Origin of the sequence: Massilia phyllosphaerae (assembly GCF_034659755.1) — a bacterium.
GTDB classification, from domain to species: Bacteria; Pseudomonadota; Gammaproteobacteria; order Burkholderiales; family Burkholderiaceae_D; genus Telluria; species Telluria phyllosphaerae.
Map to the genome: position 1 here is coordinate 163,703 of NZ_JAXSQX010000006.1, position 26,384 is coordinate 190,086.

The 26,384-nt window shown below is 67.3% G+C and carries 28 protein-coding genes and 1 pseudogene; 12 read left to right on the forward strand and 17 right to left on the reverse strand.

Annotation, left to right across the window (positions count from 1 at the left end; all coding sequences use genetic code 11):
* The first annotated feature begins 54 nt into the window (after positions 1-54).
* Positions 55-837 carry an SDR family oxidoreductase gene (locus tag U1H99_RS21975; protein WP_323143849.1) on the forward strand — a complete coding sequence of 261 codons (783 nt, stop codon included), beginning with the start codon at positions 55-57 and terminating at the stop codon, positions 835-837.
* Positions 838-1,053: 216 nt separating this feature from the next.
* On the opposite strand, the gene U1H99_RS21980 is transcribed toward U1H99_RS21975, so the two are convergent.
* The 13 genes and pseudogenes from U1H99_RS21980 to U1H99_RS22040 form a co-directional block, all read right to left on the reverse strand.
* Positions 1,054-1,317, reverse strand: a complete 264-nt coding sequence (locus tag U1H99_RS21980; protein ID WP_323143850.1) for a hypothetical protein — start codon at positions 1,315-1,317, stop codon at positions 1,054-1,056.
* Between the two features lie 13 nt (positions 1,318-1,330).
* Positions 1,331-2,317, reverse strand: coding sequence for an alpha/beta hydrolase (locus tag U1H99_RS21985; protein WP_323143851.1), 987 nt, complete (start codon positions 2,315-2,317; stop codon positions 1,331-1,333).
* Positions 2,318-2,351: 34 nt separating this feature from the next.
* Positions 2,352-3,419: a flavodoxin family protein gene (locus tag U1H99_RS21990; RefSeq protein WP_323143852.1), complete on the reverse strand. Its 1,068-nt coding sequence runs from the start codon at positions 3,417-3,419 to the stop codon at positions 2,352-2,354.
* 176 nt (positions 3,420-3,595) lie between these two features.
* Positions 3,596-4,915, reverse strand: coding sequence for a tetratricopeptide repeat protein (locus U1H99_RS21995; protein WP_323143853.1), 1,320 nt, complete (start codon positions 4,913-4,915; stop codon positions 3,596-3,598).
* Between the two features lie 158 nt (positions 4,916-5,073).
* Entirely contained in the window at positions 5,074-6,552 is a 1,479-nt protein-coding gene (locus U1H99_RS22000; protein ID WP_323143854.1) for a glycoside hydrolase family 3 protein, read from the reverse strand.
* Complete coding sequence (locus U1H99_RS22005) at positions 6,553-7,563, reverse strand: SIS domain-containing protein (protein WP_323144123.1); 1,011 nt, start codon at positions 7,561-7,563, stop codon at positions 6,553-6,555. It abuts the gene before it with no gap.
* 13 nt (positions 7,564-7,576) lie between these two features.
* Positions 7,577-8,677, reverse strand: a complete 1,101-nt coding sequence (gene nagA / locus U1H99_RS22010; RefSeq protein ID WP_323144124.1) for an N-acetylglucosamine-6-phosphate deacetylase — start codon at positions 8,675-8,677, stop codon at positions 7,577-7,579.
* A gap of 276 nt (positions 8,678-8,953) precedes the next feature.
* Positions 8,954-9,598, reverse strand: a pseudogene (locus U1H99_RS22015) (glucosamine kinase nucleotide-binding domain-containing protein); the annotation flags it as partial.
* A gap of 142 nt (positions 9,599-9,740) precedes the next feature.
* Positions 9,741-10,799 carry an AI-2E family transporter gene (locus U1H99_RS22020; protein ID WP_323143855.1) on the reverse strand — a complete coding sequence of 353 codons (1,059 nt, stop codon included), beginning with the start codon at positions 10,797-10,799 and terminating at the stop codon, positions 9,741-9,743.
* A 12-nt stretch (positions 10,800-10,811) separates the two neighbouring features.
* A complete protein-coding gene (gene htpX / locus U1H99_RS22025; protein WP_323143856.1) occupies positions 10,812-11,699 on the reverse strand; it encodes a protease HtpX in 888 nt (295 codons plus the stop codon).
* 184 nt (positions 11,700-11,883) lie between these two features.
* Positions 11,884-13,647, reverse strand: a complete 1,764-nt coding sequence (locus U1H99_RS22030; RefSeq protein ID WP_323143857.1) for a glycoside hydrolase family 16 protein — start codon at positions 13,645-13,647, stop codon at positions 11,884-11,886.
* Between the two features lie 230 nt (positions 13,648-13,877).
* Positions 13,878-14,207 (reverse strand): alpha/beta hydrolase family protein, encoded by a 330-nt coding sequence (locus U1H99_RS22035; protein WP_323143858.1) that lies wholly within the window; start codon positions 14,205-14,207, stop codon positions 13,878-13,880.
* A gap of 45 nt (positions 14,208-14,252) precedes the next feature.
* Positions 14,253-14,645 (reverse strand): alpha/beta hydrolase family protein, encoded by a 393-nt coding sequence (locus tag U1H99_RS22040; RefSeq protein ID WP_323143859.1) that lies wholly within the window; start codon positions 14,643-14,645, stop codon positions 14,253-14,255.
* Between the two features lie 93 nt (positions 14,646-14,738).
* Between U1H99_RS22040 and U1H99_RS22045 the strand changes: the two genes are divergently transcribed.
* Both U1H99_RS22045 and U1H99_RS22050 read left to right on the forward strand, forming a co-directional pair.
* Positions 14,739-14,930 carry a PEP-CTERM sorting domain-containing protein gene (locus tag U1H99_RS22045; protein ID WP_323143860.1) on the forward strand — a complete coding sequence of 64 codons (192 nt, stop codon included), beginning with the start codon at positions 14,739-14,741 and terminating at the stop codon, positions 14,928-14,930.
* Positions 14,931-15,199: 269 nt separating this feature from the next.
* Positions 15,200-15,955, forward strand: coding sequence for an Npun_F0296 family exosortase-dependent surface protein (locus U1H99_RS22050; protein WP_323143861.1), 756 nt, complete (start codon positions 15,200-15,202; stop codon positions 15,953-15,955).
* 57 nt (positions 15,956-16,012) lie between these two features.
* Here U1H99_RS22050 and U1H99_RS22055 read toward each other — a convergent pair whose 3' ends face one another.
* A complete protein-coding gene (locus tag U1H99_RS22055) occupies positions 16,013-16,396 on the reverse strand; it encodes a GFA family protein (protein ID WP_323143862.1) in 384 nt (127 codons plus the stop codon).
* Positions 16,396-18,375, reverse strand: coding sequence for a CocE/NonD family hydrolase (locus U1H99_RS22060; protein ID WP_323143863.1), 1,980 nt, complete (start codon positions 18,373-18,375; stop codon positions 16,396-16,398). Before U1H99_RS22060 ends, U1H99_RS22055 begins: the two co-directional genes overlap by 1 nt.
* 135 nt (positions 18,376-18,510) lie before the next feature.
* Here U1H99_RS22060 and U1H99_RS22065 point away from each other — a divergent pair, with 135 nt between their 5' ends.
* The 9 genes from U1H99_RS22065 to bufB all read left to right on the forward strand — a co-directional run bounded on the left by U1H99_RS22065 (position 18,511) and on the right by bufB (position 25,628).
* Entirely contained in the window at positions 18,511-19,335 is an 825-nt protein-coding gene (locus U1H99_RS22065; protein ID WP_323143864.1) for a metal-dependent hydrolase, read from the forward strand.
* A gap of 74 nt (positions 19,336-19,409) precedes the next feature.
* Positions 19,410-19,595, forward strand: coding sequence for a hypothetical protein (locus U1H99_RS22070; RefSeq protein ID WP_141828519.1), 186 nt, complete (start codon positions 19,410-19,412; stop codon positions 19,593-19,595).
* Positions 19,592-20,089, forward strand: a complete 498-nt coding sequence (locus tag U1H99_RS22075; protein WP_323143865.1) for a hypothetical protein — start codon at positions 19,592-19,594, stop codon at positions 20,087-20,089. Before U1H99_RS22070 ends, U1H99_RS22075 begins: the two co-directional genes overlap by 4 nt.
* Positions 20,090-20,097: 8 nt before the next feature.
* Entirely contained in the window at positions 20,098-21,774 is a 1,677-nt protein-coding gene (locus U1H99_RS22080; protein ID WP_323143866.1) for an ExeA family protein, read from the forward strand.
* 1 nt (position 21,775) lies between these two features.
* Positions 21,776-22,639, forward strand: coding sequence for a general secretion pathway protein GspB (locus U1H99_RS22085; RefSeq protein ID WP_323143867.1), 864 nt, complete (start codon positions 21,776-21,778; stop codon positions 22,637-22,639).
* Positions 22,640-22,652: 13 nt separating this feature from the next.
* Positions 22,653-23,156, forward strand: a complete 504-nt coding sequence (mobB, locus tag U1H99_RS22090) for a molybdopterin-guanine dinucleotide biosynthesis protein B (protein WP_323144125.1) — start codon at positions 22,653-22,655, stop codon at positions 23,154-23,156.
* 78 nt (positions 23,157-23,234) lie between these two features.
* Positions 23,235-23,435, forward strand: coding sequence for a YjfB family protein (locus U1H99_RS22095; protein ID WP_323143868.1), 201 nt, complete (start codon positions 23,235-23,237; stop codon positions 23,433-23,435).
* A 250-nt stretch (positions 23,436-23,685) separates the two neighbouring features.
* The gene (locus tag U1H99_RS22100) at positions 23,686-23,964 is read left to right on the forward strand and encodes a BufA1 family periplasmic bufferin-type metallophore (protein ID WP_323143869.1); all 279 of its coding nucleotides are present in this window, start codon (positions 23,686-23,688) and stop codon (positions 23,962-23,964) included.
* Positions 23,965-23,966: 2 nt separating this feature from the next.
* Positions 23,967-25,628, forward strand: a complete 1,662-nt coding sequence (gene bufB / locus U1H99_RS22105) for an MNIO family bufferin maturase (RefSeq protein WP_323143870.1) — start codon at positions 23,967-23,969, stop codon at positions 25,626-25,628.
* 73 nt (positions 25,629-25,701) lie between these two features.
* Here the strand turns inward: bufB and U1H99_RS22110 are convergent, their stop codons facing one another.
* Both U1H99_RS22110 and U1H99_RS22115 read right to left on the reverse strand, forming a co-directional pair.
* Positions 25,702-25,992 (reverse strand): DUF883 family protein, encoded by a 291-nt coding sequence (locus tag U1H99_RS22110; RefSeq protein ID WP_141828526.1) that lies wholly within the window; start codon positions 25,990-25,992, stop codon positions 25,702-25,704.
* A 163-nt stretch (positions 25,993-26,155) separates the two neighbouring features.
* Positions 26,156-26,368, reverse strand: a complete 213-nt coding sequence (locus U1H99_RS22115; protein ID WP_141828527.1) for an RNA-binding S4 domain-containing protein — start codon at positions 26,366-26,368, stop codon at positions 26,156-26,158.
* Positions 26,369-26,384: the final 16 nt, after the last annotated feature.

A 26,384-nucleotide genomic window follows, 5' to 3' on the forward strand; every position in this document is an offset into this window, starting at 1 on the left:
ACATGGGAAGCAAACATTGCGTTTGGATATTGTAAAGGGAGCATCATGAAGGGCATGACCAAACAACCCCCGAGCGGGATCTCTTACGCCGGCAAGGTTGTGCTGGTGACGGGCGCCGCCAGCGGCATCGGCCGCGCGATGGCGCTGGCATTCGGGCGCGCCGGCGCCTGCGTGGTGATCGCCGATACCGCGGTCGACGGCGGACACATGACGGCGGCACTCATCGTCGAAGCCGGCGGCAAGGCCTTGTTTGTGAAAACAAATGTAACGGTCACGACGGAAGTCGAAGCCCTGGTCGACAAGGCGGTATCGCACTACGGCCGCGTCGACGTGGCCGTCAACGGCGCCGCCATCGAAGAGGAACATCTGCCCCTGGCCGACGGCGAGGATGCCCAGTTCGACCGCATCATGAACGTCAACGTCAAGGGCGTCTGGCTGTGCATGCGCAGCGAGCTGCGCCAGATGCTGAAGCAGGAAGGCGGCGGCGTGATCCTCAACATCGCCGACGCCGGCGGCCTGGTGGCCGTACCCAACCATGCCATGTATGCCGCCTCCAAGCACGCGGTGATCGGCCTGACCAAGACTGCCGCCGTCGAGTACGCCAAGTCGGACGTGCGCATCAACAGCCTGTGCCCGGGTGCGGTCAAGACGCCGATGCTGGCGCGCATGCTCGAGCGCGATCCGGGCCGCGACAAGAAAATCAAGGCGGCGCATCCGATGGGCCGCATCGCCGATCCGGCCGAGGTGGCGAATGCCGCGCTGTGGCTGTGCTCGGACCAGGCGTCGTTCGTGACCGGGCACCAGCTGGCGGTCGATGGTGGTTTGACGGCGATGTGACAGGCTGTGTCCGAGCCGGCTTGGCTGAGCCGGCTTGGCCGAGTTACTTCGTTAGCCTTGAAACGTCGCCCCTGCGCAGGCAGGGGCCAAGTTGGCAAGCATTGCGGCAGCGCGTGCAACTTGGACCCCCGCCTGCGCGGGGCGACGTGCTCATATTGCGGGCGGAAACGTCGGTAGCCGCTTCTCGCCGATCCACGGCCGGCAGCTTTCGCCTTCTTACGGCCGCTTCTTGCCCTTCACCCGCAACTGCTGCTTGTGCTGCGTCTGGTTGCGGTTCTGCTTGGCCTGGTACAGGGCCACCGCATCCTCCTTCGCCCGCTCCAGCGTCCGCATTTCCTCATGGTCGTCGTGTGGCGAGAAATACTCGGCTTCCTGGGCGTCCATGACCAGCTTGATGGCCGCATCGTCGTCGAGGTCGTAGAGCTCGGTGAGCAGGGTGGTGACTTCGTCGAGATAGGCTTCGTATGTCAGGTAGTTCATTGCTTCTTTAATATCAATAGAAAAGGGCTGCATCCTGCGCGGCATCGATGCGCGCGCGGATCCAGGCGTGGCTGCGTGCAGTGACCAGCTGCGCCATCCGCAATGGGAAATGGATGATCCCGTGCGGCGCTTCCGGCAGCAGGTGCAGTTCTACGCCATCGTCACCGATGGCCGCACGCCAGCGCGCCGCCATTGTAATCGTATCGTCGCGCAATGGATCGCGTTGGCAGGCAAACAGGAGGGCCGGCGGCATGCCTCGCAGGTCGCCGTACAGCGGCGACAGCGGCGCCCGGCGCCGTTCGGCATCGATCAGGCCGGGCGTCAGCGCGTGCAGCGACGGCAGCATGCCGGGCCCGTCCAGTACGAGTGTATCGGGGCCGGCCTGGCGCACGCTCGGGGTGCCGCTGAAGTCGTAGACGCCATAGTACAGCACCGTGCCCGCGATCCGCCGCGACAGCGCCGGCCAGGCCTGCAGGCGCAGCAGCGTCGCCGCCGCCAGCTGGGCGCCGGCCGATTCGCCCACCACGAACAGCGGCAGGCCGGCATACTCGGGCAGGCCTCCTTCGAGCAGCCAGCGGGCGGCGGCCAGGCAATCGTCCATCAGGCCCTGCAGCGGCGTATCGAGGGCCAGCCGGTAGTCGACCGAGACCACGGCCACGTCGCAGGCCTTGACCATCGCCGCGTTCAGTTTGTCGTTCATGCGCGCGTTGCCGAACACCCAGCCGCCGCCGTGGATGTCGAGCACCAGCGCACGGACGGGGCCGGCGGCCGGACGCAGGATGCGCACGCGCACCTGTCCAGCCGACACGCGCCGCTCCTCGGCATGGATGCCGGCGCGCGCCAGGCGGCGGCCGGCCCCGGCCTGCGACAGGCGCATCAGCATCTGTAGAGGACGCACCAGTGGGCGGTAGCGCATGCCGAAGCGCGGCATGCGCTCCAGCTTGCGGTTGAAGCCGCGCACCTCATCCAGGGTGGCGTCGTCGAAGGCGAGGGTGTCCATGCGCACTCTGCCCTTCAGCGGATTGGGGGCGGCCTCATTTCGGCCGCGGCTTGCTCAGCTTGCGGTCCGGCTGCACCAGCTTGCCGTCGCGGATCAGCTTGACCGTGGACGCGACCGAGCGCGCCACGTTGCGCACTTCTTCCAGGAAGGCGGTGTCCTTGTCCAGCGTGGCATGGCTGTCCGCATACGATTCGTAGTAGCCGACATACCGGTCGAGCTTGGCATTCCAGCCGGCATCGACGAAACCCATCCAGTCCAGCCAGTCCGTCAGTGAACGGCGCAGCGGTTCGATGCCGGCGACGTCGCCGTGGACCACCACGCCGTAGGCGCGGCCCGCCAGGTGCTTCGGATAATCCCAATCCTGCTCGAGGGCCTTGGCTTCCTCGGCTTCCTTGCCGTGGGTCGAGCTGGGGTCGGGATTGCCGCCGTCGGCGCACACCAGGCGGTCGATCATCAGCTTCAGCACGGCCGGCGCCTGGTACCAGTAGGTCGGGGTGATGATGATCACCGCGTGCGCCGCCACCCAGCGTTCGTAGATCTCGTTCATCCAGTCGTTGTCCTGGTCGAGCGAGTGGTTCGGGTAGCAACTGCACGGCCAGTGGCACAGCGGCATGGCGGTCGACACGCACGCCTTGCACGGGCGGATATGGCGTTCGTAGTCCGAGGTCAGCAGCGACAGGTCGAGCAGGTCGGTCTCGATGTTTTCGCTGTGCAGCACGTCTTCGCACATCTTGCTCAGGCGCCAGGACTTCGAGATCTCGCCCGGGCAACTGCCGTCGTTGCGGGCGGAGGCGTTGATGACCAGCACGCGGCTGCGCGTGGCCGGATCCTTCTGGCGCGCTTCGGCCGCCAGCAGGCGGTCGTGCGCTTCCTTCCATTCGACCGAGAGGTCGTAGTCGGGATCGGCGAAGCCCGGACCGGCCTTGACCGTGATCGGCGCCTTGTGCGAGTCGATGTAGTTTTTCCAGGCGATGTCTTCCACCGATGCCAGTTCCTGGCTGACGGCGTCGAACGCCGGGTCGTAGAACTTGCGCATGAAGCGCAGGTGGAATTCGTCGCGGTTCAGTTTGGCGGGCGCTTGGCCCTTGCGGACGGTGGTCATGGTGGCCTTTCGAGATCGATTTCATCAATTATGGAAGGGAAAACGGGGCCAGCCGGTACGCCACCTAACGGAAAACTGAGCAATTAAACAAAAAAGCGGTACGGGCCAGGCCCGTACCGCTTTTTACGCTTATTGCTTATTGCTTATTGCTTATTTAACTGCTGATGCTTGACTGATTACTGCGCCGAAGCGGTCGCGGTACCGGTGTTCGGATGGTTCACCAGCAGGATCCAGTACTTGGCCAGGTCGGCTGCGCCACCGTTGCCCTTGACGGTCTCGAAGGTCTTGATCGCCTGGTCTTTCTTGCCGGCGCGTGCGTAAGCCATGCCCAGGCGCAGCTTGGCTTCGTCAGGCGACTTCAGGCCGCCCTTGGCGATACCCTGCTCGATGAAGCCGATGCCCTTGTCGAACTGGTCCATGGTGACGTAAGCCCAGCCCAGGTTGACCAGGCCGGCGCCGTTCTTCGACTTGGCGGCCGACGCTTCGCCGGTGGCGATGTTCTTGGCATCGTCGGCGGCACCCTTGGTGGCGCGGTCGCGCAATTGGCGGTGTTGGGCGGCATTGGCGCCGGTGCCCAGCGCGCCGGCGGCGAAGCCGGCATCCACGACCTTCTTGGCTTCGGTCGGGAAGCCATCCTTCAGGGCCAGTTCGGCCAGGTCGCTGTACTCGGACGCATCCATCTTCTTGACGGCGGCGAACTCGAGGCGCAGCGCGTCGGTGATGTAGGCATCCTGGTTGAAGCCCGGACGGCGCAGCACGCCGCGGTTGATCAGGTCGGTCCAGTAATCGTCGCTCGGGTAGTAGGCGGCCAGCTGTTCCAGGCCGTACAGGTAGGCGGCGTCATCCTTGACCTTGTTGGCGGCCGAGGCGTACAGGCGCAGGTCTTCGGCCGACGGCGCCTTGCCGGCACTGATGGCGGCGTCCAGCACCGGGCGCTGCAACTTGACCGAGGTTGCGTAGTCGCCGCTCAGGTAGTAGGAGCGCAGCAGGGCCGAGTTGACGGCGGCCGACTGGGTTGGGCTTTCCTTCTGGAAGCGGGTGTACCACTCGATCGCTTTCGGGTAGTTCTTGGCGTTGTAGTAGTAGCCGCCCAGCGCCTGGATGAAGTTGGCCTGTTCGGCGCCCTGCAGCTTGCCGGAGCCGATGATGGCTTCCAGGGCCTGCATGGCGGACTGGTCGTCGTTGCTGGCCGAGGCCAGCGACAGCTTCATGCGGTTCAGGACGTAGTTCTCGTACGGCGTGCGGTTCTGCACGGCTTCGGCCTGGGTGATGCGGTTCTTGACTTCGGCGTAATTCTTGGCGTCCATCAGCGGCTTGATCTGGGCCGGATCGAGCAGCTTGAACAATTCCGGACGGACCGAATCCGCCGGCGGCTGCGCGGCGGCGGCCGGCGCGTTCTTGTCTTGCGCGGAGGCGCTGTGCATCAGGGCCGGGGCGGCATTCAGGCCGATGGCGGCCAGCATCAGGGCAAGACGGGCAAAACGGAACTGGGACATGAATAATCCTTCTTTAATGAACAATGGTGAATTTGCCAATTCGCACAAAGCGTGCATTCTCCCACAAAGTGCAGGTCGGGGGCAGCTTGGGCGCAATTGTGCGGCACCCGGGCTGGGCCGGGTGCCGTCGTTACAATGATTTACCGGACCCCGTCGGCTCAGAAACCCGGCACCGGGCAACGGCCGGTCGCCTCGATCTCGCCGCGCAGCCAGGCATTCACCGTCTCCAGCGCCGGCGCCGCGAAGCCATAGGTCATCAGGGCCGGCGCGTCGATGTCGAGCGCCTGGTAGGGATTCCACAGCGCCAGGTGCAGGTCCGGCTTCCAGGTCGCGCACGGGTGCGGGCCGTAGCGCCGGCGCGAGGTCGAGGCCAGCACCGTGAAGCGGCCGTCGCGCGGCAGGCTGTCCCAGTCGAAGGCGTCGGCGTCGGCAAAGGTGACCAGGTCGACGTCGTACAGGGTCGCGAGCGAGGCGGCGATGCGTTCGGCCGGCACGCCGGCTTCGGACACGCCGTCGCTGACCACGTCCTGGCGCGCCACCAGGCGTAGCCGGCTGCCCGGCGCCGGGCGCTGCGGATTGCCGCGCGCGGACAGGCCGCGGCGCCAGGCCTCGGCCATCAGTGCGCGGTCCGCGTCCTCGGTCGGGTAGGGGACCGCGCCGGCCGGGTGCAGCCCGGCCAGCCGGTCCAGGCGCGCCAGCTTGGCCTCGACCTCGGTGCGCGCCAGGCGGCCGTCGGCGATGGCTGCCGCGATCGCGTCCAGCGTCGCTTCCTGCGTCGCGCGGCTGCCGAGCGCCATCACCATGTCGGCGCCGGCCAGCAGCGCGTTGACGGCGGCGTCGCCGGCTTCGTAGCGCAGCGCGATCGCGTGCATGTCCATGCCGTCGGTGATGATCACGCCGCGGTAGTGCATGCGCTCGCGCAGCAGGCCGGTGAGGATGGGACGCGACATCGTCGCCGGCAGTACCGGGTCCAGCGCCGGGTAGACGATGTGGGCGGTCATCATCGCCGGCGCGTGCGGCGCGGCGCGGCGGAACGGGGCGAACTCGAAGCGCTCGAGTTCCTCCAGCGACTTGTCGACCGTCGGCAGGTCGCGGTGCGAATCGACGTGGGTGTCGCCGTGGCCGGGGAAGTGCTTGACGCAGCAGGCCACGCCCTCGGACTCGCTGCCGGCCATCCAGGCCAGCGCGAGCTCGGTGGCGCGTTCCGGGTCGGCGCCGAAGGAGCGTTCGGCGATGACCGGGTTCAGCGGATTGTTGTTCAGGTCCAGCACCGGCGCGAAGTTCCAGTTGAATCCCATCGACTTGACGGCGCGCGCCACGGCGGCGCCGACGTCGCGCGCGAGCGCCGGGTCGCCGGTGGCGCCGATTCCCATCGCGGCCGGCGGCGGCGGCACCCACAGCGCGCGCACCACGGCGCCGCCTTCCTGGTCGAGCGCGATCAGCGCCCCGGCACCGAAGGCCTCGCGCAGCGCGCCGGTGAAGCGCGTCAGCTGGGCGCCGTCCGTCATGTTCTGGCGGAACAGGCAGGCCGCGCGGATGCGGTTGGTGCGCAGGAAGGCGGCGCTGTCGTCGTCCAGTTCGGTGCCGGACAGGCGGACCATGATCAGCCGGCCGGCGAGTTGCCTGAGTTCGTCCATTTAGCTGGTCCTGGTGACTTTGCTGAGGTGGCGCGGCCGGTCCGGATCGAGGCCGCGCGCCTTGGCGAGGTGCGCCGCCATGACATAGAAGGCCTGGATCGCGACGATCGGGTCGAGGTCGGGGTGGGGCGCCGTGGGCAGGTCGAGGTCGCGGCCCGGCACGTCGGCCGGGGCGGCCAGCAGCACGCGCGCGCCGCGTCCGCGCATCTCGTCGGCCAGCGCCACCAGGCCCGCCTGGGCCGGGCCGCGGGTGGCGAAGATCAGCAGCGGGTAGCCGTCGTCGATCAGTGCCATCGGGCCGTGCTTGATCTCGGCGCCGGAAAAGGCTTCGGCCTGGAGCGCCGAGGTTTCCTTGAATTTCAGTGCCGCTTCTTGCGCGATCGGATAACCGATCCCGCGCCCGACCACCATGATGTTGCGGGCCGGCGCCAGCACCTCGATCGCGGCCGACCAGTCGGCCTGCGCGGCCTGGCGCAGGGCGTCCGGCAGCGCCTGCAGGGCGGACTGGAGTGCGGCATCCTGCTGCCACTCGGCGACCAGGCGCGCGCCCGCGGTGAGGCTGGCGATGAAGCTCTTGGTGGCGGCCACGCTGGTTTCCTTGCCGGCGCCCAGCGGCAGCGCCCATTCGGCGGCCTGGGCCAGCGGCGACTCGATCTCGTTGACCAGCGCGATGGTGGTGGCGCCGCCGGCGCGGAAGTAGCGCATCGGCTCGACCACGTCCGGGCTCTGGCCCGACTGCGACACCGACAGCGCCACCAGGTCCTGCGCCTGCAGCGGGGCGTTGTACAGCGTCAGCAGCGACATCGGCAGCGAGGTCACCAGCTTGCCAAGGCGCGCCATCACCAGGTAGGCGATATAGCTCGATGCGTGGTCGGAACTGCCGCGCGCCACGGTCACCGCATTGTGGATGCGGGCTTCGCGCAGGTGGCGGCCGAGCGCGGCGTAGCGTTCGCCGTCGGCGGCCAGTTGCCGGGCCACGCAGTCGGCGGCGGAAAGGGCCTCTTGGAGCATCAGCGACCTTGGATCAGAACTCACACGCTTCTCCTTCGATGTACACGGTTTTCAGGTTGAGTTTGCGGTCGAGGACCACCAGGTCGGCAAAGCAGCCCGGTGCCAGGCGTCCGCGCCGGGTTTCACCGAGGTAGTCGGCGGCGTTGGTGGACACGCGGCGCGAGGCATCGGCCAGGTCGAGTCCGATCGAGACCAGGTTGCGCAGCGCCTGGTCCATGGTGAGGGTGCTGCCGGCCAGGGTGCCGTCGGCCAGGCGCACGCCGCCCATGCACTTGTGCACGACCTGGCGTCCCAGCATGTATTCGCCGTCCGGCATGCCGGCGGCGGCGGTGGAATCGGTCACGCAGTACAGGTTCGGGATGCAGCGCAGCGCCACCTGGATCGCGCCCGGGTGCACGTGCAGCAGGTCGGGGATGATCTCGGCGTATTGCGCATGCGCCAGCGCGGCGCCGGTCATGCCGGGTTCGCGGTGGTGCAGGCCAGGCATCGCGTTGAACAGGTGGGTGAAGCCGGCGGCGCCGTGTTCCAGCGCGCGCACGCCGTCCTCGTAGGAGCCGGTGGTATGGCCGATCTGCACGCGGATGCCGGCGTCGGCGATCTGGCGCACCAGCGCCAGGTGGCCGTCGATCTCGGGCGCCACCGTGATCAGGCGCATCGGGGCCTGCTCGTTGAAGCGGTCGACTTCGGCCATCGACGCTTCGCGCGCGAACGGCGGCTGGGCGCCCAGCTTGCCCGAGTTGATGTACGGCCCTTCCAGGTGCACGCCGAGGATGCGCGCCTCGCCCTTGCCGCGCGCCTTGCAGGCGCTGCCGATGGCCTGCAGCGCGCGGTCGATGTCCTCGACCGGCGCGGTCATGGTGGTGGCCAGCAGGCTGGTGGTGCCGTGGCGGGCGTGCAGGCGCGCGATGGTGTGCGGCGCGTCGCCGCCTTCCATCATGTCGCGCCCGGCGCCGCCGTGCACGTGCAGGTCGATGAAGCCGGGCAGGATGTAGTCGTCGCCGTTGGCGCCCGGGTCGGCCGCGCTGCCGCCGATCCGGGTGATGGTGTCGCCGAAGGCGATGTCGCCCTGGATCCAGCCGTCAGGGGTGAGGATGTTGCCTTGGATGGAATGCATTCTGCGCCTGGGTTCGATGGGGTGGATGTCGAGGTGCCGCGCGATCAGGCGCAGCGCGCCGGCCGCGGCATCGCCGCGCGCTGCGGCGGCGCGGCTGGACAGGCCTTGCGGCAGGTAGTCGCGCAGCGCTGCGGCGAGGCCGCCGCACAGGGCCAGCGGCAGGGTGCCGTCCGGGTCGAGCGCGCGCGCGATGTTGCCGGCTTCCTGGCCGGCGTCGAGCAGGATCGCGCGCGCCGCAGAATCGGGCGACTGCGCGCCGGCATGCGCGGTTGCATATTTCAGCACCAGCTGCGCCAGCGCAGCGTAGTCGGTCTCGGTGGCCTGGCCGAGCCAGGCCTGGAGCGTATCGCGGCAGCCGCCGCAGTGGGCGATCAGGGCATCGGCGAAGGCGCCGGGTTCGCGCCGTCCGTCCAGCACCTGCTGGATATGGTTGACGGCGCGCAGGCCGATCCAGGCGCCGCCGGCTTCGTCGGCGGCCGGGAAACCCCAGCCGCCGACGGTGAGTCGCCTGCCGTCCGGATACAGGGCCTTGCCGACGCTGCCGGTGCCGAGAGCGACGATGGCACCGGGAGCCCCTTCATGGGCGCCCAGCAGGCAGGCGTAGGCATCGGTTTCCAGCACCAGTGCGCCATAGCCGGGGTCGGCGGCGACGAACTCGGCCGCCCAGCGTTTGTTGTGTACCCCCGCCAGGCCGAGGCCGATGGCGATGCGCGCCAGCGGCGGCTGCGCGATGCCGGCTTGGGCGAAGGCCGCGGCGACGGCAGCCTGGATGACGTTCCAGGCATTGCCGACGCCGAGGGCCAGGCCGCACGGTCCGGCGGCGCCGTGCGCGACTTCGCCGCCGCCGGCACCGGCCGTGCGTGCAACACGCACGCGCGTGCCCGTACCGCCGCCGTCGACGCCGATGAGATAGTCGATCATGATGAAAGTGTGCTGGAAGTTCAGGGCACTATAGGAGTGGCTGATAAGCTTGTCAACAGGTACTCAACTGGTATTGTCGAGCTCCTGTTGACCCGCCCAAAATTGCCTGATTCTGCTGAGAGGGAAGGGAGAAATCTGGTACTCAAGTGGTATTGGCAGTGGTATTTCTGGATTGTTCGCGCAAGGGGGCGGCTCGCAGCCACACGAACAGCAGCGCCATCATGAACGGCCCGACGAAGAGTCCGATCACGCCCAGCGTGGACACCCCGCCGAGCAGGCCGAACAGCACCGCCAGGAAGGGCAGGTTGACCTTGTGGCCGATCAGCTTGGGCCGGATGAACTTGTCGACCATGAACAGTTCGACCGCACCCCAGCTGAACAGGCCGAGGGCGGCGCCGGAGTGGCCCTGGCCCAGCAGCAGCAGCGACACCATGGTGAACGACAGCGGCGCGCCGCCCGGGATCAGGGCCATGTAGCCGGTGATCACGCCCAGCAGTGCCGGTGCCGGCGCCCCGGCGATGGCGTAGGCGATGCCGAGCACGATCCCTTCCAGGATCGCCACCGAACACAGCCCCAGCGCGGTGCCGCGCACCGACAACGGGAACACGCGGCGCAGTATCGGGTAGTACTGCGGCACCAGGCGTTCGCCGGCACGGTCCATATAGTGGACGACGCTGTTGCCGTGCAGGTAGAGCATGAACAGCGTCAGCAGGGTCAGGAACAGGTACAGGGCATTCGCCAGGATGGTCGAGCCCCAGGTGCGCGCGGCGCCGCTCAGGTGCGGCAGCAGGTCGCCGACGGTGCTGCGGATCAGGGTATGGACCCCGCCCGGCGCCGCCAGGTGCTCGCGCCACCACTGCTCGGCCTGTTCGGCCACCAGCGGCAGGCGCGTCACCCAGGCCGGCACCGGCACGCCGGTGTGGTTCAGGTTGGCGACCAGGCCCTGTACGCCGGCCAGTTCGGCGCCCAGGGTTTCGAACAGCAGCAGCGACGGTCCGGCAAAGCCGGCCACCAGCAGCCCGACCAGGAAGGCCGCGCTGAGGGCGCGCGGCCAGCCGCGCCGCACCAGCCGCTGGTGCAGCGGCCAGGTGATCACGGCCAGCAGCCCCGCCCAGGCCAGCGATCCGAGGAAGTGGCGGAGCAGGGCCGCCAGTGCCAGCGCGAACAGCGCCGGCATCAGGTAGGGCAAGGCGCGCTGCATCCCCCCTCGCCCTTACGCGCTGCGCTGGAGGGCAGCGATCCTGTCCTCGCACGACGGGTGGCTGGCGAACAGCGACAGCACGCCGCCGCCGGTGATACCCGATGCCGCCAGGTTCTTCGGCAGGCTGGTCTGCACGCCGGCCTGCTCGATCCCACCGAGGCGGCGCAAAGCGGCGATCATCGGACGCGGGGTGCCCAGGATCCGGGCCGAGCCGCGGTCGGCGCGATATTCCCGCTGGCGCGAGAACCAAGCCACGATGATGCTGGCCAGCAGGCCGAACACCAGGTCGCAGATCACCGCGGTGACGGTGAAGGCGATGCCGGGACCGCTGCTTTCCTCTTCGTCGCGGCGCAGGAACTGGTCGACGAAGTAGGCGACCACGCGCGCCAGGAAGATCACGAAGGTGTTGACCACGCCCTGGATCAGGGTCAGCGTCACCATGTCGCCGTTGGCGATGTGGGCCACTTCGTGGGCCAGCACGGCTTCGATTTCCTCGTGCGTCATCGATTCCAGCAGGCCGCTCGACACCGCCACCAGCGACGCGTTCTTGGTCGCGCCGGTGGCGAAGGCGTTCGGCTCACCCGGGTAGATGGCCACTTCCGGCATCTTGATGCCGGCTTTCTGGGCCTGGGCGGCGATGGTGTTCATCAGCCACAGTTCGGTCGAGTTGGCAGGCTGCTCGATCACGCGTGCACCGGTCGACCATTTGGCGATCGGTTTCGACAGCCACAGGGAGATGAAGGCGCCGCCGAAGCCCATCAGGGCGGCGAAACCGAGCAGCATGCCGAGGTTGAGGCCATTTGCGGTCAGGTATCGGTTCACGCCGAGCAGGCTGGCCGAAATGCCCAACACGAGCATGATGGCAAGGTTGGTAGCGATAAAGAGAACGATCCGTTTCATGTTCCTAGTCTCGTCAAGTCAATAAAGAAAATGGTCGTTTGACCGTGATACAGGAACGAAGCATAAGACAGGGATAGGATCGGAAAAAGCGAAGTTCTTGGGAGGTTTACTTCGAAAAAATATGATCAATAAAAAAACCCGGCAGCGCCTGTGACGCTGCCGGGCGATTTTCAGGCTTGTGTATTTACTTCATTGTATAACTTTGTTGCGACGTATCGACAGCAAAATTGCGCGCCGCATCCCAGTAGGTGAAGCTGTAGCGCACCACGTCGCCGATCTTGAGGCCACCGGCATCGTAGGTGTTGGTGCTGCCGTTGAGGCGCATGCGCACGTTCTGCTGGGCACCGTTGTTGACGGTGTAGTGGACGTCGGCCCAGCTGCCGGTGTTGGCCGTGAACTGCAGCGTGGTGCTGGAGGTCTGGGTGACGGACGTGGTGCCGGTCGCCGGCGGCGGCGTGGTGGTGCCGCCGCTGCCGGAATCCCAGACGATGTCGTCGATCGCGAACTGGAAGGCCGAGGCCGGCAAGGCGTTGGCGTCGCTCGAGATCATGAAGACGTCGAGCAGCGACTGCAGCGCCACCTTGGTGCCGATCAGGGTCGACACCGGCACCGTGGCCTGGGCCCAGTCGCCGTTGCGCACCAGGCCGTAGGCGGTGGTGTTGGCCGGGAAGCTGACCCAGTTCTGGTTGGTGTAGGTATCGCCGACGCCGATGTTGAACGAGACGTTGGCCGGGATCTTGATCCGGAACTTCATGGTGCCGTTGCGGAAGTTGGTCAGGTCGCGCGCCTGGCGCGACTGGATGCCGCCGCCGAACCACTGGCCGGGCGCGGTATAGGCCCAGGCGATCACGTTGCTGCCCTCGTAGGGCGGCAGGTTGCCGGCGCCGCTGGAGGCGCCGTTCCACAGGAAGATGTCGGACGTGGTGCCGGCCACCAGCTTGTTGTTGACCACGGTGTTATCGGTGAACACGCCGAACTTGCCGGTTTCCGGCAGCGTCTGGTTGCCCAGCTTGACCGTGCCCTTGCCGTCGAGCTGGTAGACGCGCACGTAGTCGACGTACATCGTGGCCGGCAGCGGCGCCGTGACCTGGGCCGCGGTGGCGGCGTCGGTAAAGTTGCCGCCCACGGCCAGGTTCAGCAACAAATAGAAGGGCGACTGCAGGGCGGTGGAATTGACCGCCAGCGGGGCGTCGTACATGTTGCGCTCGACGCCGTTGTCGACCACGGTGAAGCGCATCTCGCTTTCCGTCCAGTACAGGCGGTAGGTGACGAAGCGGTTGGCCAGCGAGTTCGGCGCCACGTACCAGCTCTTGGTCTGCCAGGCGGTGGAGGCGGCGCAGCTTTCGTTGCCCGGCACGCAGGCAGCCTGCTGCCAGGTGATCACGTTCGAGCCGACGTAGTTGTTGATGCCGGGCGAGCCGGCCGCGGTGCGCGAGGAAGCCTTGTGGCCCATCTCCATGATGTCGATCTCGCCGTTGCGCGGCCAGGTCTGCGGGCTGACCCCCAGCATCCAGGCGGCCGGCCACAGGCCGTTGGCCAGGTTGGGCGTGGCCAGGCGGATCTCGATCATGCCGTACTGGACCTGCACCTTGCCCTTGCTGTCGATCTTGCCGGACGTGAATGCGTTGCTGCCCACGGTCTGGCGCTGGGCGCGGATCGCCAGCGCGCGGGTGCCGGGTTCGAAGGGCACGTCGGCGATCGACAGGTTGTTCGGACTGTAGTACTCCAGCTCGGCATTGCCGTAGCCGCACAGGTTGATCTGGCAGCCGTTGCCGTCGGTGGCGGTCCAGCGGCCGGCGTCGAGCGTGGCGCCGTTGAATTCCTCGGACCAGATCAATTGGCCGATGGCCGGGTTGGTGACGCTGGCGGATGCCTGGACCGTGCAGGCCAGCAGCAGGCCGGCGGCCAGCGTGCGCAGCGATTGCGATGTGTCGCGATGCAGATTCATATTGTCTCCTTTGTCGTCTTCTCGAAAGATGTGGACGGCCCGTGCCGTGCCACGGTAGTCCGGCTGTGTCGCCGGTTGCTGAAAGCCCTGACAGGATCACTGGTATGGAAACGTTTCCAATCCAGTGGGAGAAAATATAGGCCGATTCTTGCGCTTCGTCAAATGCTTGACGTATGCACGTAACATTCCGAATGGGAGGTATTGAGAAAGATCAATGGTGCAATGAAAAGTTATTGGTCCGCCCACTGCAGCGCGTCCAGATAATCTGGCGTGCCTGCAATCGTATTGTGGCCGGCACCCCGGATCACCCGGATCGACGCCACGCCCGGCGCAAAGCGCGCCATCAGCCGCGCCGTGCTGGCCGCCGGGATGATCTCGTCGGCGCCGGCAGCGACGATCAGCGTCGGTGCCGTCACCTGCGGCGCGTAGCGGCCCGATTCATACTTGTCGCGCAGCAGCCAGCGCACTGGCATGAAAGGGAATTGCTGTGTGGCCAGCGCCTGCACGCTGTCGAAGGGCGTGACCAGCACCAGCCTGGCGACCCGGCGCCGGCTCGCCACCTGCACCGCCACGCCGCTGCCGAGGCTGCGGCCGATCAGGACGACCTAGGGGTGGCTTGCTGCGACCTTGTCGAACAGGACCATGGCATCGGCCACCAGCGCCGCTTCGGTGGGTTTGCCCGAACTGCCGGCGTAGCCGCGGTAGTGCGGCAGGTAAAGGGCGTGTCGGGGAAAGGCCCGGGCCAGCAGCGGCACGCTGGCGGAGACGTCTTCGGCGTTGCCGCCCAGGTAGATCACTGCCCTGCGGCTGGGGAGGGGCCGTTCGGAGACCAGCACCCGGGCGCCGGCCACCGCCAAGGTCGAGGTGGCGGGCGCTTCCACCAGCGCCTGCGGCGGTGGAAAGTAGATAAAGGAGCGCTGGAGCAGGAACAGGCCGAGGCATGCCGCCAGGTAGAGGCCGACGCCGGCGACCAGGATGAGGAGTGCAGCTTTCAGCATGGCCCATCTTGCCACAGGTGAGTCCGCGTGATGCGTGATTGTTACCAGAAACTATGCGTTGTAATTGATAAATCGGACAGTTCGAATATCTACGTGAACCTGTTTTTCTCGCCGCAAGAGCAGTTCACGCCGTTCAGCTTCAAGACCAGTTCGCAGGCATTCGAAGCCGACCACCTGGTCGTCGGTTACCAGGTGGTCAATCCCGTGCCGGAGCTGGCTTCGCTGGCCTTGCTGGGGCTGGGTTTCGCGGGTCTTGGGTTCGCGCGTCGCAGCAGCAGGAAGTAAAACTGTTCTACTTTGCCCTGATGGCGCTGGGTTCCGGTTACCTGGAACCCAGCTTTTTTATTGAATTTTATAGACCCAGGCTACGGAGCGCTAAGCGGCAACAAATATGGATTCATGACAATTAATAATGGTGGGAAAGTGACAGTCTGTCGAAAAACTTGACGTTTCCTCATAGAAATTGAATTAAGTCATTGATTTTGAATGCAATTCATTTCGGGTATAGTTTTTGCATTGAATAGAATTCTTTGAATAAATTGGAGTCCTGAAACATGAAGAACGCTATCTATTCGGCAGTAGCTGCCCTGATGGTCATGTCGGCGTCTGCCGCCCACGCCGTCACGATCACCTACGATTACGCGACGCCGAGCGATGGCTCGGGCAAGACCAGCCAGCTGGCCGGCACCGGCAACCAGTCCACCGGCAACGTGTTCGTCGAGACCTTCGACCGTGCCGACGGCACCGGCGGCCAGACCCTGTCGCCGAGCCAGCTGACCATCACGCCGATCTCGGGCGGCGGTTTCGGCTACGCTCAAGGCAGCCTGGACGGCGTGTATGCCGCGCCGGCCGGCGATACGACCCACTTTGCCTACGGCCCGAACCAGGGCAGCGGCTCGTCGAGCGCCGAAGTCAATTTCAACTACGCCGGCCTGCTGAGCACCCTCGGCGCCAACGCTAGCCTGAACTACTTCGGCCTGTACTACGGTTCGATCGACACCTTCAACGACGTCACCTTCTACAACGCCCAGGGCGGCGTGATCCAGACCGTGACCGGTACCGACCTGATCACCCGCTTCAACGGCGTGTCCGGCGACCAGTCCGCCGACAGCTCGAACATCTACGTCAACCTGTTCTTCCGCCCTGAAGAGCAGTTCACCTCGTTCAGCTTCACCACCACCTCGCCGGCATTCGAAGTCGACAACCTGGTGGTCGGCTACCAGGTCGACGTGCCGGAACCGGCTTCGTTGGCACTGCTCGGCCTCGGCTTGGCCGGCCTGGGCCTGGCGCGCCGCCGCAACAAGAAGTAATCGCTCCGGATTTTAATCCGCATGGGCCGGGTTCCACGTGAGTGGCGCCCGGCCTTTTTACATGTCGGCCCAGGTATCGTTGCGCCCATCCAGGAGCCGGACCGGCACGGCCGCCAGTTCCGCGGCCGTCACGTCATCCAGGCAAGCCACGCTGACCGCCACGTAGGCGCCCCAGCGCGGCGAACTGCCGTAGCCGAAGGGGCGCACGCCGCAAGTCGCGCAAAAGAAATGCTGCTCGGTGCGCGTATTGCAGCGGTACTCGCTCAGCGCGGTATCGCCGTGTACTAGCCGGAAGGTGGCGCGCGGCACGATCGCCACCCAGTTGCGCTGCTTCGTGCACAGCGTGCAGTTGCAATGAATGGTCCCGGCGGCCAGGTCGATTTCGGCCTCGAAGCGCACCGCGCCGCAATGGCAGCTGCCGCGGTGAAGCCGCATCGTCATCAGCGCGCCGCCGAAGCGGCAGACGCCGCGTCCACCAGCGGCAGCTCGACGAAGCTGCTGTGGTACACGCGCTGCGTTGCCTTTTTATAGTCCGACGGCTTGGCGTTGAAGATGTTGGGCACGAAGGTCTGCGGGTTGCGGTCGTACAGCGGGAACCAGCTCGACTGCACCTGCACCATGATGCGGTGGCCCGGCAGGAAGACGTGGTTGGCGGTCGGCAGGCCGAAGCGGTAATTCAGGGCCTTGTTCGATGCCAGCGGCTTCGCCGTTTCGTAGCCTTCGCGGTAGCGCCCGCGGAAGATGTCGCCCGAGACCATCAGCTGGTAACCGCCCATGGCCGGCTGGCTGCCCACCTGGTCGGGATAGACGTCGATCAGTTTGACCACCCAGTCCGAATCGGTGCCGCTGGTCGAGGCGACCAGGTTGGCGACCGGCTCGCCGGCGATCTTGACCGGCGCGGTCAGCACATCCGACACGAAGGTGGCGACGTCGGTGCGGCCCGAGGCATCGCGCTGGTCGTCGGCCAGCCAGCGCGGCCAGCTCTGTCCCTTGGCTTCGTCGTAGCCGTAGGGCGGGATCGGGCGCTGGCGGAACGGCACCGGCTTGCCCGGGTCGGACACGTATTCGTCGTAGCCGCGGTCTGCTGCGCCTCCCAGCACCGCCTTCTGGCCTTCGACCAGGCGCAGCGCCACCGGTTTGGCGCTGGCCAGCGGCCAGGCCGGCAGATTGCGCCATTTATTCGTGCCGGTCTCGAAGGCCGTCACGGTCGGGATCGCGGGCACCGAGTCGTCGCCCTTCAGGTAGCGCGCGAGGAAGGGTTTCAGCACTTCCTGGCGCCAGTGGAGGGCGGTGTCGCTGCCGAATTTCAGGGCGCCCAGGCTGCTGCCGTCGCCGATCGCGCCGCCGTGCGACCACGGGCCGATCGACAGGAACACCTTGTTCTCTTTGTCGTTCGGTTTGATCGCCTTGTACACGGCGACCGGGCCGTAGATGTCTTCGGCGTCCCACAGGCTGTGCACCAGCAGGGTCGGCACCGTGACCGGCTGCTTCGCCAGTATCTTGTCCATGGCCTGCTGCTGCCAGAAGGCGTCGTAGCTCGGGTGTTCCAGTACCTTGCGCCAGAAGCCGCTCTGCTGGAGCCCGCGCTGGCGTCCGAGTTCGCCGGCCGACCCGGCGCGCATGTACATGTCGTAGTCGTCGTAGTTCGAGCTGAACCACTTCGCCGTGTTGCCGCGCGTGACCACCTGCTCCTGGATATACGACATGTTGATCTGGCGGAAGGCGCCATGGTGGAACCAGTCGTCGCCCATCCAGCCGTCGACCATCGGGTTCATCGGCACCGACACCTTCAGCGCCGGGTGCGGGTTGACCAGTGCCATCAGGGGCAGGAAGCCGTCGTAGGAAATGCCGATGATGCCGACCCGCCCATTGGTCTCGGGGACGTTCTTGGTCAGCCACTCGATGGTGTCCCAGGTATCGGTCGAGTGGTCGACCGGGGTCGGGTTCAGCGGACCGTGCAGCGGGCGGTTCATCACATAGTCGCCTTCGGAACCGTACTTGCCGCGCACGTCCTGCACCACGCGGATGTAGCCGCCCTCGACGATCACGTCGGCGGCGTTGTCGTAGCCGGTGAGGATGGTTTCCAGGTCCGAGCTGTCGGCGTGGCTGGTCAGCGAGGCCGCGTCGTAGGGCGTGCGCGTCATCAGGATCGGGGCCTTGGCGCCCCCATTCATGGCCGCCTTGGGCACGATGATCACGGTGTTGAGCCGGGTGCCGTCGCGCATCGGGATCATGACCGTGCGCTTGACGTAGTTGAAGCCGGACGTCGCGGCCTGGAATTCGGCCGGGGTCTCCGAGGGCAGGGCGGGGTATTGCGGGGCTGGCGGGGCGGTCTGGGTGGTCTGGGCTGTGGCCAGGCCGGCGATGCACAGCGAAACGAAGAGGGGCGCGGCGAGTACAGGCTTGAACGGTGACTTCATGGATGTCCTTGTGCTTGGGTGGGGCGGCCGCGCCTTCGGATGGGCAGCTTGCCGCTTCGATACCTTAGCACAAGGACAAGCCCGTACGCCGGCCCGGGTACGCATGTCGCGGGCACAGGTGTATAGTCGACCATCATGTCCACACTGACTGTCCGAAAACTGAACGTCGACCTGTCGCGCGGTTTCGCGCGCCACTGGATGGGCGGCGACATCTACCGCACGGCCTTCATGAACGCGCTCTCGATGAGCTTTCCGCTCGGCGAGCAGATGTTCATCGACAGCGTGCGCGCGGTGCCGCCGGAAACGCTGCCGGATGCCGCGCTGCGCGCCGAGGTCAAGGACTTCATCGGCCAGGAAGCCAGCCACCGCTACGTGCACCAGCAATACAACGACCAGCTGGCGCGCCAGGGCTACGACTACACGCTCGAGGAACACACGCGCAAGCGGGTGGCGCTGATCGCGCGGCTGCCGGTGCACGACCGCCTGGCGATCACCTGCGCGCTGGAACACTACACGGCGATGCTGGCCGACTTCGTGCTGCGCCATCCGGCCTGGCTGGCCGCGGCCGAACCGCAGATGCGCACGCTGTGGTCCTGGCATGCGGCCGAGGAGAGCGAGCACAAGGCGGTGGCCTTCGACGTCTACCGGGCGGCCGGCGGCGGCTACTGGAAGCGCGTGCTGTGGTACCTGCACGTCAGCCTGGTGTTCTGGTGGGACACCACCCGCCAGACCGCGTACAACCTGCGGCGCGACCGCGCCTTGTGGTCGTGGTCCACCTGGCGCAGCGCCGCCGGCGCGTGGTTCGGGCGCAGCGGCCTGGTCTGGCACCTGTTGAAACCCGGCCTGGACTACCTGTCGCCGCGTTTCCATCCATGGCAGCATGACAACCGGGCGCTGCTGCAGATGTGGCTCGAGAGCAACGACGACGCGGTGCGCGCCATCCGCAGCACGCCGGACTGAGCACGCTTGTGCCGACGCGGATGGCCTGCCGCGGCGGGCGGTGTCATAATCGAGGGCTTAACGAGGAGAACATTGTGATTCGCTATATGGGCACGCGCAAGAATGCGGAGGGTGCCTCTGTCTACATATTCATCGTCAACGGACTGGAAAAGGAAGTGCGCGAACACGCGCTGAAACAGCATCCCGGCTGCTACGAAGCCCTGCCGGCTTCGGTGAAGTCGAAGATCGCCGCCAACCGCGCCTGGCTGTCCAAGCTGTGACAGCGCGCGCCGGCTCGGCTGCAGCGGCACTGGCACTGGCGCTGGCCGGCGTGCCGGGCGCATGCGCGGCCCAGGCCGGCGACAAGCCGCCGTCCACCTTCGGGCCGGTGATCGGCGGCGCGCTGCTGTGCCACGACCAGCTCGACAACCGCTATTTCTATTCCTGGCTGAAGACCGCTTTCGGCCCGCCCTACAAGCACGAGGGCGGGGCCTACTGGTTCCGCACCGGCGAAGCCTCGCTGTGGGGCGCGCCGGTGACCGAGGTGATGGTCAGCGACGATACCAGCGAACTGGTGTTCCTGGCGGCGGTGGCCGAGGTGCCGCCGGACCAGCTGGAACAATCGATCCGGGCGGCCTCCGGGATCCGCCACCTGGCGGCGGATGGATCGGCCTATCCTTTGCGGGTATCGAACCCGGGCAGTACGATCGCTTACTACAATACCAAAAGCAAAATATACTGCGCGAAGTTCAAACCGCTGCCGCCGCGGCCCTAGGCCCACGTATGTACAACAATTATTTCAACCTGAAGCAAGCGCCGTTCTCGATCGCGCCCGATCCGCGCTACCTGTTCATGAGCGAACGGCACCGCGAGGCGCTGGCCCACCTGCTGTACGGGATCGGCAGCGGCGGCGGCTTCGTGCTGCTCACCGGCGAAATCGGCGCCGGCAAGACCACCGTCTGCCGCTGCTTCATCGAGCAGGTGCCGGAAAACTGCCGCCTGGCCTATATCTTCAACCCCAAGCTGACGGTCGAGGAACTGCTGCTGACGATCTGCGACGAGTTCCGCATCGCGCTGCCGCCGGCGTCCAGCGGGGCGATGGGCGTCAAAGCTTATGTGGATGCGATCAACGCCTACCTGCTGGCCAGCCACGCCCAGGGCAACAACAACGTGCTGGTCATCGACGAGGCCCAGAACCTGTCGGCCCAGGTGCTCGAACAATTGCGCCTGCTGACCAACCTGGAGACCAGCGAGCGCAAGCTGCTGCAGATCATCCTGATCGGCCAGCCCGAGCTGCGCACGATCCTGGCGCGGCCCGAGCTCGAGCAGCTGGCCCAGCGCGTGATCGCGCGCTACCACCTCGGGCCACTGTCCGAAGCCGAAACCGGCGCCTACGTCGCCCACCGCCTGAGCGTGGCCGGGACGCACGCCGGCTCGCCCATTCCGCTGGCGCTGGCGCCGCTGATCCATCGCCTGACCGGGGGCGTCCCGCGCCGCATCAACCTGCTGTGCGACCGCGCGCTGCTCGGCGCCTACGTCGAGAACAGCGCCCAGGTCACGCCCAAGATCCTGCGCCGCGCGGCCCAGGAAGTGTTTGCCGGCGAGCCGGCCGCGGCCCGCGCGCCGCTGCGCTGGCCGCTAGTGGCGGGCGGGGTACTGGCCGGGGCCGCGATCAGCGCCGCGGCCTGGCAGGCGGTGCCGCACGCGGTGGCGCCTGTGCCGGCGCGGGCACAGGCCGTGGCAGCGGCCGCGCCGGCCGGGCATCCGGTGAAGCCGGTGGCCGCTTCTGCCGCTGCTGCCGCTTCTGTTGTTGCCGCGCCGGCATCCGCGCCGCACCAGCCGCTGGCCCTGGCCACCCAGGAAGAAGCGCTGCGCGAACTGGGCGCGCTGTGGGGCCAGCAGCTGCCGGCCGGCGAACCGTGCCAGGGTGCGCCCAAGCTGGGACTGCGCTGCTACACCGGCCGCGGCGGCGTCTACGAACTGCGCCTGCTCGACCGGCCGGCCATCGTCGCCCTGCACGATGGCCAGAATCTCGGCTACGCGGTGCTGAGCGCCATGGATGCCGACAGCGCCACCCTGAGCGTCAACGGCCGCCGCGAGAAGGTCAGCCTGGGCGCGCTGGCGACCCGCTTCGACGGCGAATTCACCACCTTGTGGAAGGCCGCGCGCGGCTTCCGCGACGAAGTGAAGCCGGGCGACAGCGGCCCGGACGTCGACTGGATCGCCGGCCGCCTGGCGCAGCTCGACCAGAGCGCGGCGCCGCCGCCGGCCCAGCCCTTCGACGCTGCCACCCGGCGCCTGCTGCGCAGCTTCCAGGCCGGGCAGAACCTGAAGGCGGACGGCGTCGCCGGTCCGCGCACTTACATGCGCCTGAACCAGTTGAGCGGCGTCGACGAACCGCGCCTGCTCGCCGCCACCGCCGCCACCGCAACCCCCGCCGCGCCAGGGAAGCCAAAATAATATGTCATACATTCTCGAAGCATTGAAGAAGGCGCAGGCCGAACGCCAGCTCGGCAATGCCCCGACCATCCACGCGGCGCAGCCGGTGCCGGCGCTGCAGCCGGACGCCGCGGCCAGCCGCAGGCCGCTGTTCATTGGCCTCGGCGCCGGGGCGCTGGTGGTGGTGCTGGGGGCGGCGTTCCTGTGGCGGTCCGGGCCGGCGCAGGTGCCGGCGGTGCAGGTGGCGCAGGGGCAGGGCCAAGCGCCCGCGGCTGCGCCGGTGACGCCTGCGCCGGTGACGCCTGCGCCGGTGACGCCTGCGCCGATGGCGGCTGCCGAAGTGCCGTCCGCGGGGGCGCCTGCCGCCGGGTCGCCGGCCGCCGGATCGCCGGCCGCCGGATCGCCTGCCGCCGGATCGCCTGCCGTAGCCAATTCGCTGGAGGTGCAAGCGCCGCCCGCGCCGCCGCCAGTGCGTCCGGCGCAGCCGCGCGTGGCCGATGCCGCGGCGGCGGCCGCATCGCGCGCTGCCGCCACGCCGGCGGCGCCCGCCGTCCAGGTGCGCATGCCGACGCCGGCACCGGCCGCGCCGGTCGCCGCCGCACCGGCACCGGCACGCGCCGCAGCGCCGGCAGCCGTGGCCGCACCAGCGCCCGAAGAGAGCCTGCCGTTCCTGCAGCAGCTGCCGGAATCGGTCCAGGGAGGCATCCCGCGCGTCGCCTTCGGCGGCTACATGTATTCGGCCAATCCGGCCGACCGCCTGCTGCTGGTCGACAAGGCCTTGCGCCACGAAGGCGAGGAAGTCGCGCCCGGGCTGGTGCTGGAAAAGCTGCTGCCGCGGGCAGCCGTCATGAATTACCGTGGAGTGCGTTACCGTGTCGCGTATTGATGTGCCCGGAAGGGTGTTGGGAGTGATCGGCTGGTCCGGCAGCGGCAAGACCACGCTGCTGGAATTTCTGGTGGGCCGGCTGGCCGGGGAGGGCGTGCGCGTCAACGTGGTCAAGCACAGCCACCACGACATCGCGCTGGAGCCGCCGCACAAGGACAGCGCGCGCCTGCGCACGGCCGGCGCCGCCGAGGTGATGATCGCCTCGCCCTACCGCATCGCCATCATGCGCGAGCTGCGCGAGGAGCAGGAGCCGCCGCTGGCCGCGCTACTGGCACGCCTGGCGCCGGCCGACCTGACCCTGGTCGAAGGCTACAAGTGGGAGCCGCTGCCCAAGCTCGAAGTGTACCGGCCGGAAGTCGGCAAGCCGGCCGTGTATCCGGACGATCCGCACATCGTCGCCGTGGCATCGAGCATGGCCGCGCCGGCCGGGCTGGCGCCGCACATCGCCTGGCTCGACCTGAACGATCCGGAGGCGGTGCTGGGCTGGCTGAAGGGGTACGTCGCGCTCGCCGCTTAAGGAGCCTCATGTTTTGCGCGGCGCTGCCGTTACCGTGGGAATGGCCGGATGTCCCGGCCCGCCACTCAGGAGATCGTCATGGACGTCACGGGTATTGCCAAGCTTGCCACCAGCATCGCCGACACCGGCACCCGCCAGGATGTCGCCATCGCCGTCCTCAAGAAAGCACAGGACATCCAGTCGACCAGTGCGCTGCAGCTGCTGGATGCCGTGCAGGCCACCGCGCCGGCGCAAAACCTGCCGCCCCACCTCGGCAACCACATCAACACGACGGCATAAAAAAAGCCGCGCGACGCGTCAACAGGCAGGACCGCTGGCGCGTTGTCGGGCTACGTACCCGGCTCGACGGGCTGGCTGGCATATACCGCTCCAGCCACCACCATATCGCTGCGCGACGCACCCGTGGCGCGCAAGCACTACAATACAGCCAGCCCGCTCGGCCATCCGCACAGCCACGGCGGCCGGCGTACGTATCCAGTAGAATTTCTCCCTCATTCATCCGTGGCAGCTCTTCACAAGTCAAGAAATCATGAATAAACGTCAAGCTCTGGTCGCCGCCGCACTGGCCGGCGTCTGCGCCGCCAATGCATCCGCAAGCGGCCAGATGGACCTGCCCAAGGGCGACCAGGAAAAGTGTTATGGCGTGGCCAAGGCCGGCCAGAACGATTGCGGCACGGGCCTGCATGGCTGCGCCGGCCAGGCGGCGGTCGACAACGACCCGGCCGAATGGACCTTCGTTGCCAAGGGCACCTGCGAAAAGGCCGGCGGCAAGGCGACGCCGCCCAAGCAGGACAAGCAAGGTAAATAAGCATGCAGGCGGCCGCGCCAGGTAAAGCGCTCGGCGTCGGCATCGGCCTGCGCGCGCCGCATTACGTCGAATTCCTGGCGCGGCGGCCAAGCGTGGGCTGGATCGAAGTCCATACCGAAAACTACCTGGCCCGCTCCGGGCGCGACTGGCAGGTGCTGGAAACGCTGCGCCATGACTACCCGCTGAGCCTGCACGGCGTCGGCCTCGGCCTGGGTTCGGTGCACGGCTTTTCGGACGAGCACCTGGCACGCGTGCGCGAGCTGGTGGGGGCGCTGCAGCCTGCGCTGGTCTCCGAGCACCTGAGCTGGGGCGCCTTACGTGGACGCCAGCTCAACGACCTGCTGCCGCTGCAGCTGGACCGCGCCGCGCTCGACCTGCTGGCGGCGCGCATCGGCCGCGTGCAGGATGCGCTGGGGCGGCCGATCCTGGTCGAAAACGTCTCCAGCTACGTGCGCTTCCGCGGCGACACCATGGGCGAGACCGCCTTCCTGGCCGCGCTGGCGCGCCGCACCGGCTGCGGCGTGCTGCTGGACGTGAACAACCTGTACGTCAACCAGCACAACCACGACGAGGATGCGCTGGCGGCGCTCACCGCGCTCGCGCCGGGCAGCGTCGGCGAGATCCATCTCGGCGGCCACCTGGCGACCGACCATGGCCTGGTCGACCACCATGGCGACCGCGTCGCCGCCAGCGTCTGGGCGCTGTACCGCGCGGCACTGGCCCGCTTCGGCGCGGTGCCGGCACTGGTCGAATGGGACACCGACCTGCCGGCGCTCGACGTGCTGCTGGACGAGGCGCAGACCGCGCGCCGCATCGCCGCCGAGGCGGCGCCGGCAGCGCCGCCCCTGGTCGTGTCAAGCGTGGTGCCCGCTGGCGATTCGGATGCGGATGCGGATGCGGATGCCGACGAGCTGCAGCAAGCCTTCGGCGCCGCGCTGTTCGACGCCCGGCTCGATGGCGCGCTGGCGTCCCGTCTGAAAGGCGGCAGCCGTGGCCTCGGCATCTACCGCGGCAACCTGCACGCCAACTGGCGCCGCGCGCTGGCCGCCAGCCACCCGGTGCTGCGCCAGCTGGTCGGCGCCGAGTTCTTCGACGCACTGGCGCTCGTCTACGGCCGCGCGCAACCTTCAAACGATCCGGACCTGAACCGCTTGGGCGCCGGACTCGCCGCTTTCCTCGAGGGCTTCGCGCCTGCCGCTACCTATCCCTGGCTGCCCGACATGGCGCGCCTCGAATGGCTGGTCCACGACAGCTTTTATGCGCCCGATGCGCCGCCGCTTCCCCATCCTTCCGCGGCGCTGGCCGGCCTCGATCCGGATGCCTTCGAAGCCTGCCGCGCGCGGCTGCATCCGTCACTGCGCTTGTATGCGTCCGCGTGGGCGGCACCGGCGCTGTGGCACGCGCACCAGCCGCAGGGGCCGGCCTTTCCCGAGGTGCTGGCACGGCCCGCCCACGTGCTGGTGTGGCGTCCGCACTCCCAGGCCGAGGTATGGGACAGTGGCGCCGCCGAAATCGCGGCGCTCGGCCGGCTGGCGGCGGGCGACAGCTTCGGCGCGGCGCTGGATGCGGCCTTCGACCTGGATGCCGATTTCGACGTGGCGGTCCACCTGAAGCGTTGGCTGGGGGAGGGCGGCAGGACCGGGATCGTGGTGGCGCTGGCCTGAACGGCCTCTGGACGTGAACACGGCGCCCGCAGGCGCCGTGTGTTCGTTCTGCCGCCGGGCGGCCATCACGCCATCAGTGATATTGAAAGGCACGCAGGATACGCGCTTCGCCGGTCATGTCCTGGTGCAGTTCGTTGGCCGCGGCCGTTTCTTCCATCATGCGGGCCAGCTCTTCTTCCTCGAAGCGCGCCAGTTCCTCGTTGGCGGCCGACAGTGCCGATGCCAGTTTGGCCCGCGCATTCTGGTACACGACACCGGTGTAATGGTCGGTATTCTTGAGCAGTTCTTCCGCATTTTCGATAACGAGACGCAGGTCGCCGATGAGCCGCTGCTGCGTCGGGGAGCTCGATTCTGGGGTATCCATCTTCCTCACCTTTAGCCGAATGTTACGTCTTCAATATAGAGAATGGAGATTGCTCAAGTTTGTCAGGGCGCAAACGCAACCTGTACGGCCGGGAGCGCCTCACCGGGCGATCCGGGAAGGTGCATCGGGCAAACCCACGGGGTTCAGCTGACGCTCCCTTTCCTTACTTCACATTGATCCGGACATCGCCGAGCGTCACCGTCTGGCCGGCCCGGATCTTGGCCGTCTTGCGCAATTCCTTCTTGCCGTCGACTGACACCGCGCCGCTGGCGACGACATGCTTGCCTGCACCGCCGCTGTCGACAACGCCGACGAGCTTCAACAGCTGATTGAGTTCGATGAACTCCGATGTCAATTCGAAAATAGTTGTTTGCATTTTAATCTCGGAAAAA

Excerpts from the sequence above, each read along its gene's own strand:
- U1H99_RS21975 (WP_323143849.1), top strand. The coding sequence starts at position 55 with ATGACCAAACAACCCCCGAGCGGGATCTCTTACGCCGGCAAGGTTGTG.
- U1H99_RS21980 (WP_323143850.1), bottom strand. The coding sequence starts at position 1,317 with ATGAACTACCTGACATACGAAGCCTATCTCGACGAAGTCACCACCCTG.
- U1H99_RS21985 (WP_323143851.1), bottom strand. The coding sequence starts at position 2,317 with ATGGACACCCTCGCCTTCGACGACGCCACCCTGGATGAGGTGCGCGGC.
- U1H99_RS21990 (WP_323143852.1), bottom strand. The coding sequence starts at position 3,419 with ATGACCACCGTCCGCAAGGGCCAAGCGCCCGCCAAACTGAACCGCGAC.
- U1H99_RS21995 (WP_323143853.1), bottom strand. The coding sequence starts at position 4,915 with ATGTCCCAGTTCCGTTTTGCCCGTCTTGCCCTGATGCTGGCCGCCATC.
- U1H99_RS22000 (WP_323143854.1), bottom strand. The coding sequence starts at position 6,552 with ATGGACGAACTCAGGCAACTCGCCGGCCGGCTGATCATGGTCCGCCTG.
- U1H99_RS22005 (WP_323144123.1), bottom strand. The coding sequence starts at position 7,563 with ATGCTCCAAGAGGCCCTTTCCGCCGCCGACTGCGTGGCCCGGCAACTG.
- nagA (WP_323144124.1), bottom strand. The coding sequence starts at position 8,677 with ATGCATTCCATCCAAGGCAACATCCTCACCCCTGACGGCTGGATCCAG.
- U1H99_RS22020 (WP_323143855.1), bottom strand. The coding sequence starts at position 10,799 with ATGCAGCGCGCCTTGCCCTACCTGATGCCGGCGCTGTTCGCGCTGGCA.
- htpX (WP_323143856.1), bottom strand. The coding sequence starts at position 11,699 with ATGAAACGGATCGTTCTCTTTATCGCTACCAACCTTGCCATCATGCTC.
- U1H99_RS22030 (WP_323143857.1), bottom strand. The coding sequence starts at position 13,647 with ATGAATCTGCATCGCGACACATCGCAATCGCTGCGCACGCTGGCCGCC.
- U1H99_RS22040 (WP_323143859.1), bottom strand. The coding sequence starts at position 14,645 with ATGCTGAAAGCTGCACTCCTCATCCTGGTCGCCGGCGTCGGCCTCTAC.
- U1H99_RS22050 (WP_323143861.1), top strand. The coding sequence starts at position 15,200 with ATGAAGAACGCTATCTATTCGGCAGTAGCTGCCCTGATGGTCATGTCG.
- U1H99_RS22055 (WP_323143862.1), bottom strand. The coding sequence starts at position 16,396 with ATGACGATGCGGCTTCACCGCGGCAGCTGCCATTGCGGCGCGGTGCGC.
- U1H99_RS22060 (WP_323143863.1), bottom strand. The coding sequence starts at position 18,375 with ATGAAGTCACCGTTCAAGCCTGTACTCGCCGCGCCCCTCTTCGTTTCG.
- U1H99_RS22065 (WP_323143864.1), top strand. The coding sequence starts at position 18,511 with ATGTCCACACTGACTGTCCGAAAACTGAACGTCGACCTGTCGCGCGGT.
- U1H99_RS22080 (WP_323143866.1), top strand. The coding sequence starts at position 20,098 with ATGTACAACAATTATTTCAACCTGAAGCAAGCGCCGTTCTCGATCGCG.
- U1H99_RS22085 (WP_323143867.1), top strand. The coding sequence starts at position 21,776 with ATGTCATACATTCTCGAAGCATTGAAGAAGGCGCAGGCCGAACGCCAG.
- U1H99_RS22095 (WP_323143868.1), top strand. The coding sequence starts at position 23,235 with ATGGACGTCACGGGTATTGCCAAGCTTGCCACCAGCATCGCCGACACC.
- U1H99_RS22100 (WP_323143869.1), top strand. The coding sequence starts at position 23,686 with ATGAATAAACGTCAAGCTCTGGTCGCCGCCGCACTGGCCGGCGTCTGC.
- bufB (WP_323143870.1), top strand. The coding sequence starts at position 23,967 with ATGCAGGCGGCCGCGCCAGGTAAAGCGCTCGGCGTCGGCATCGGCCTG.
- U1H99_RS22110 (WP_141828526.1), bottom strand. The coding sequence starts at position 25,992 with ATGGATACCCCAGAATCGAGCTCCCCGACGCAGCAGCGGCTCATCGGC.
- U1H99_RS22115 (WP_141828527.1), bottom strand. The coding sequence starts at position 26,368 with ATGCAAACAACTATTTTCGAATTGACATCGGAGTTCATCGAACTCAAT.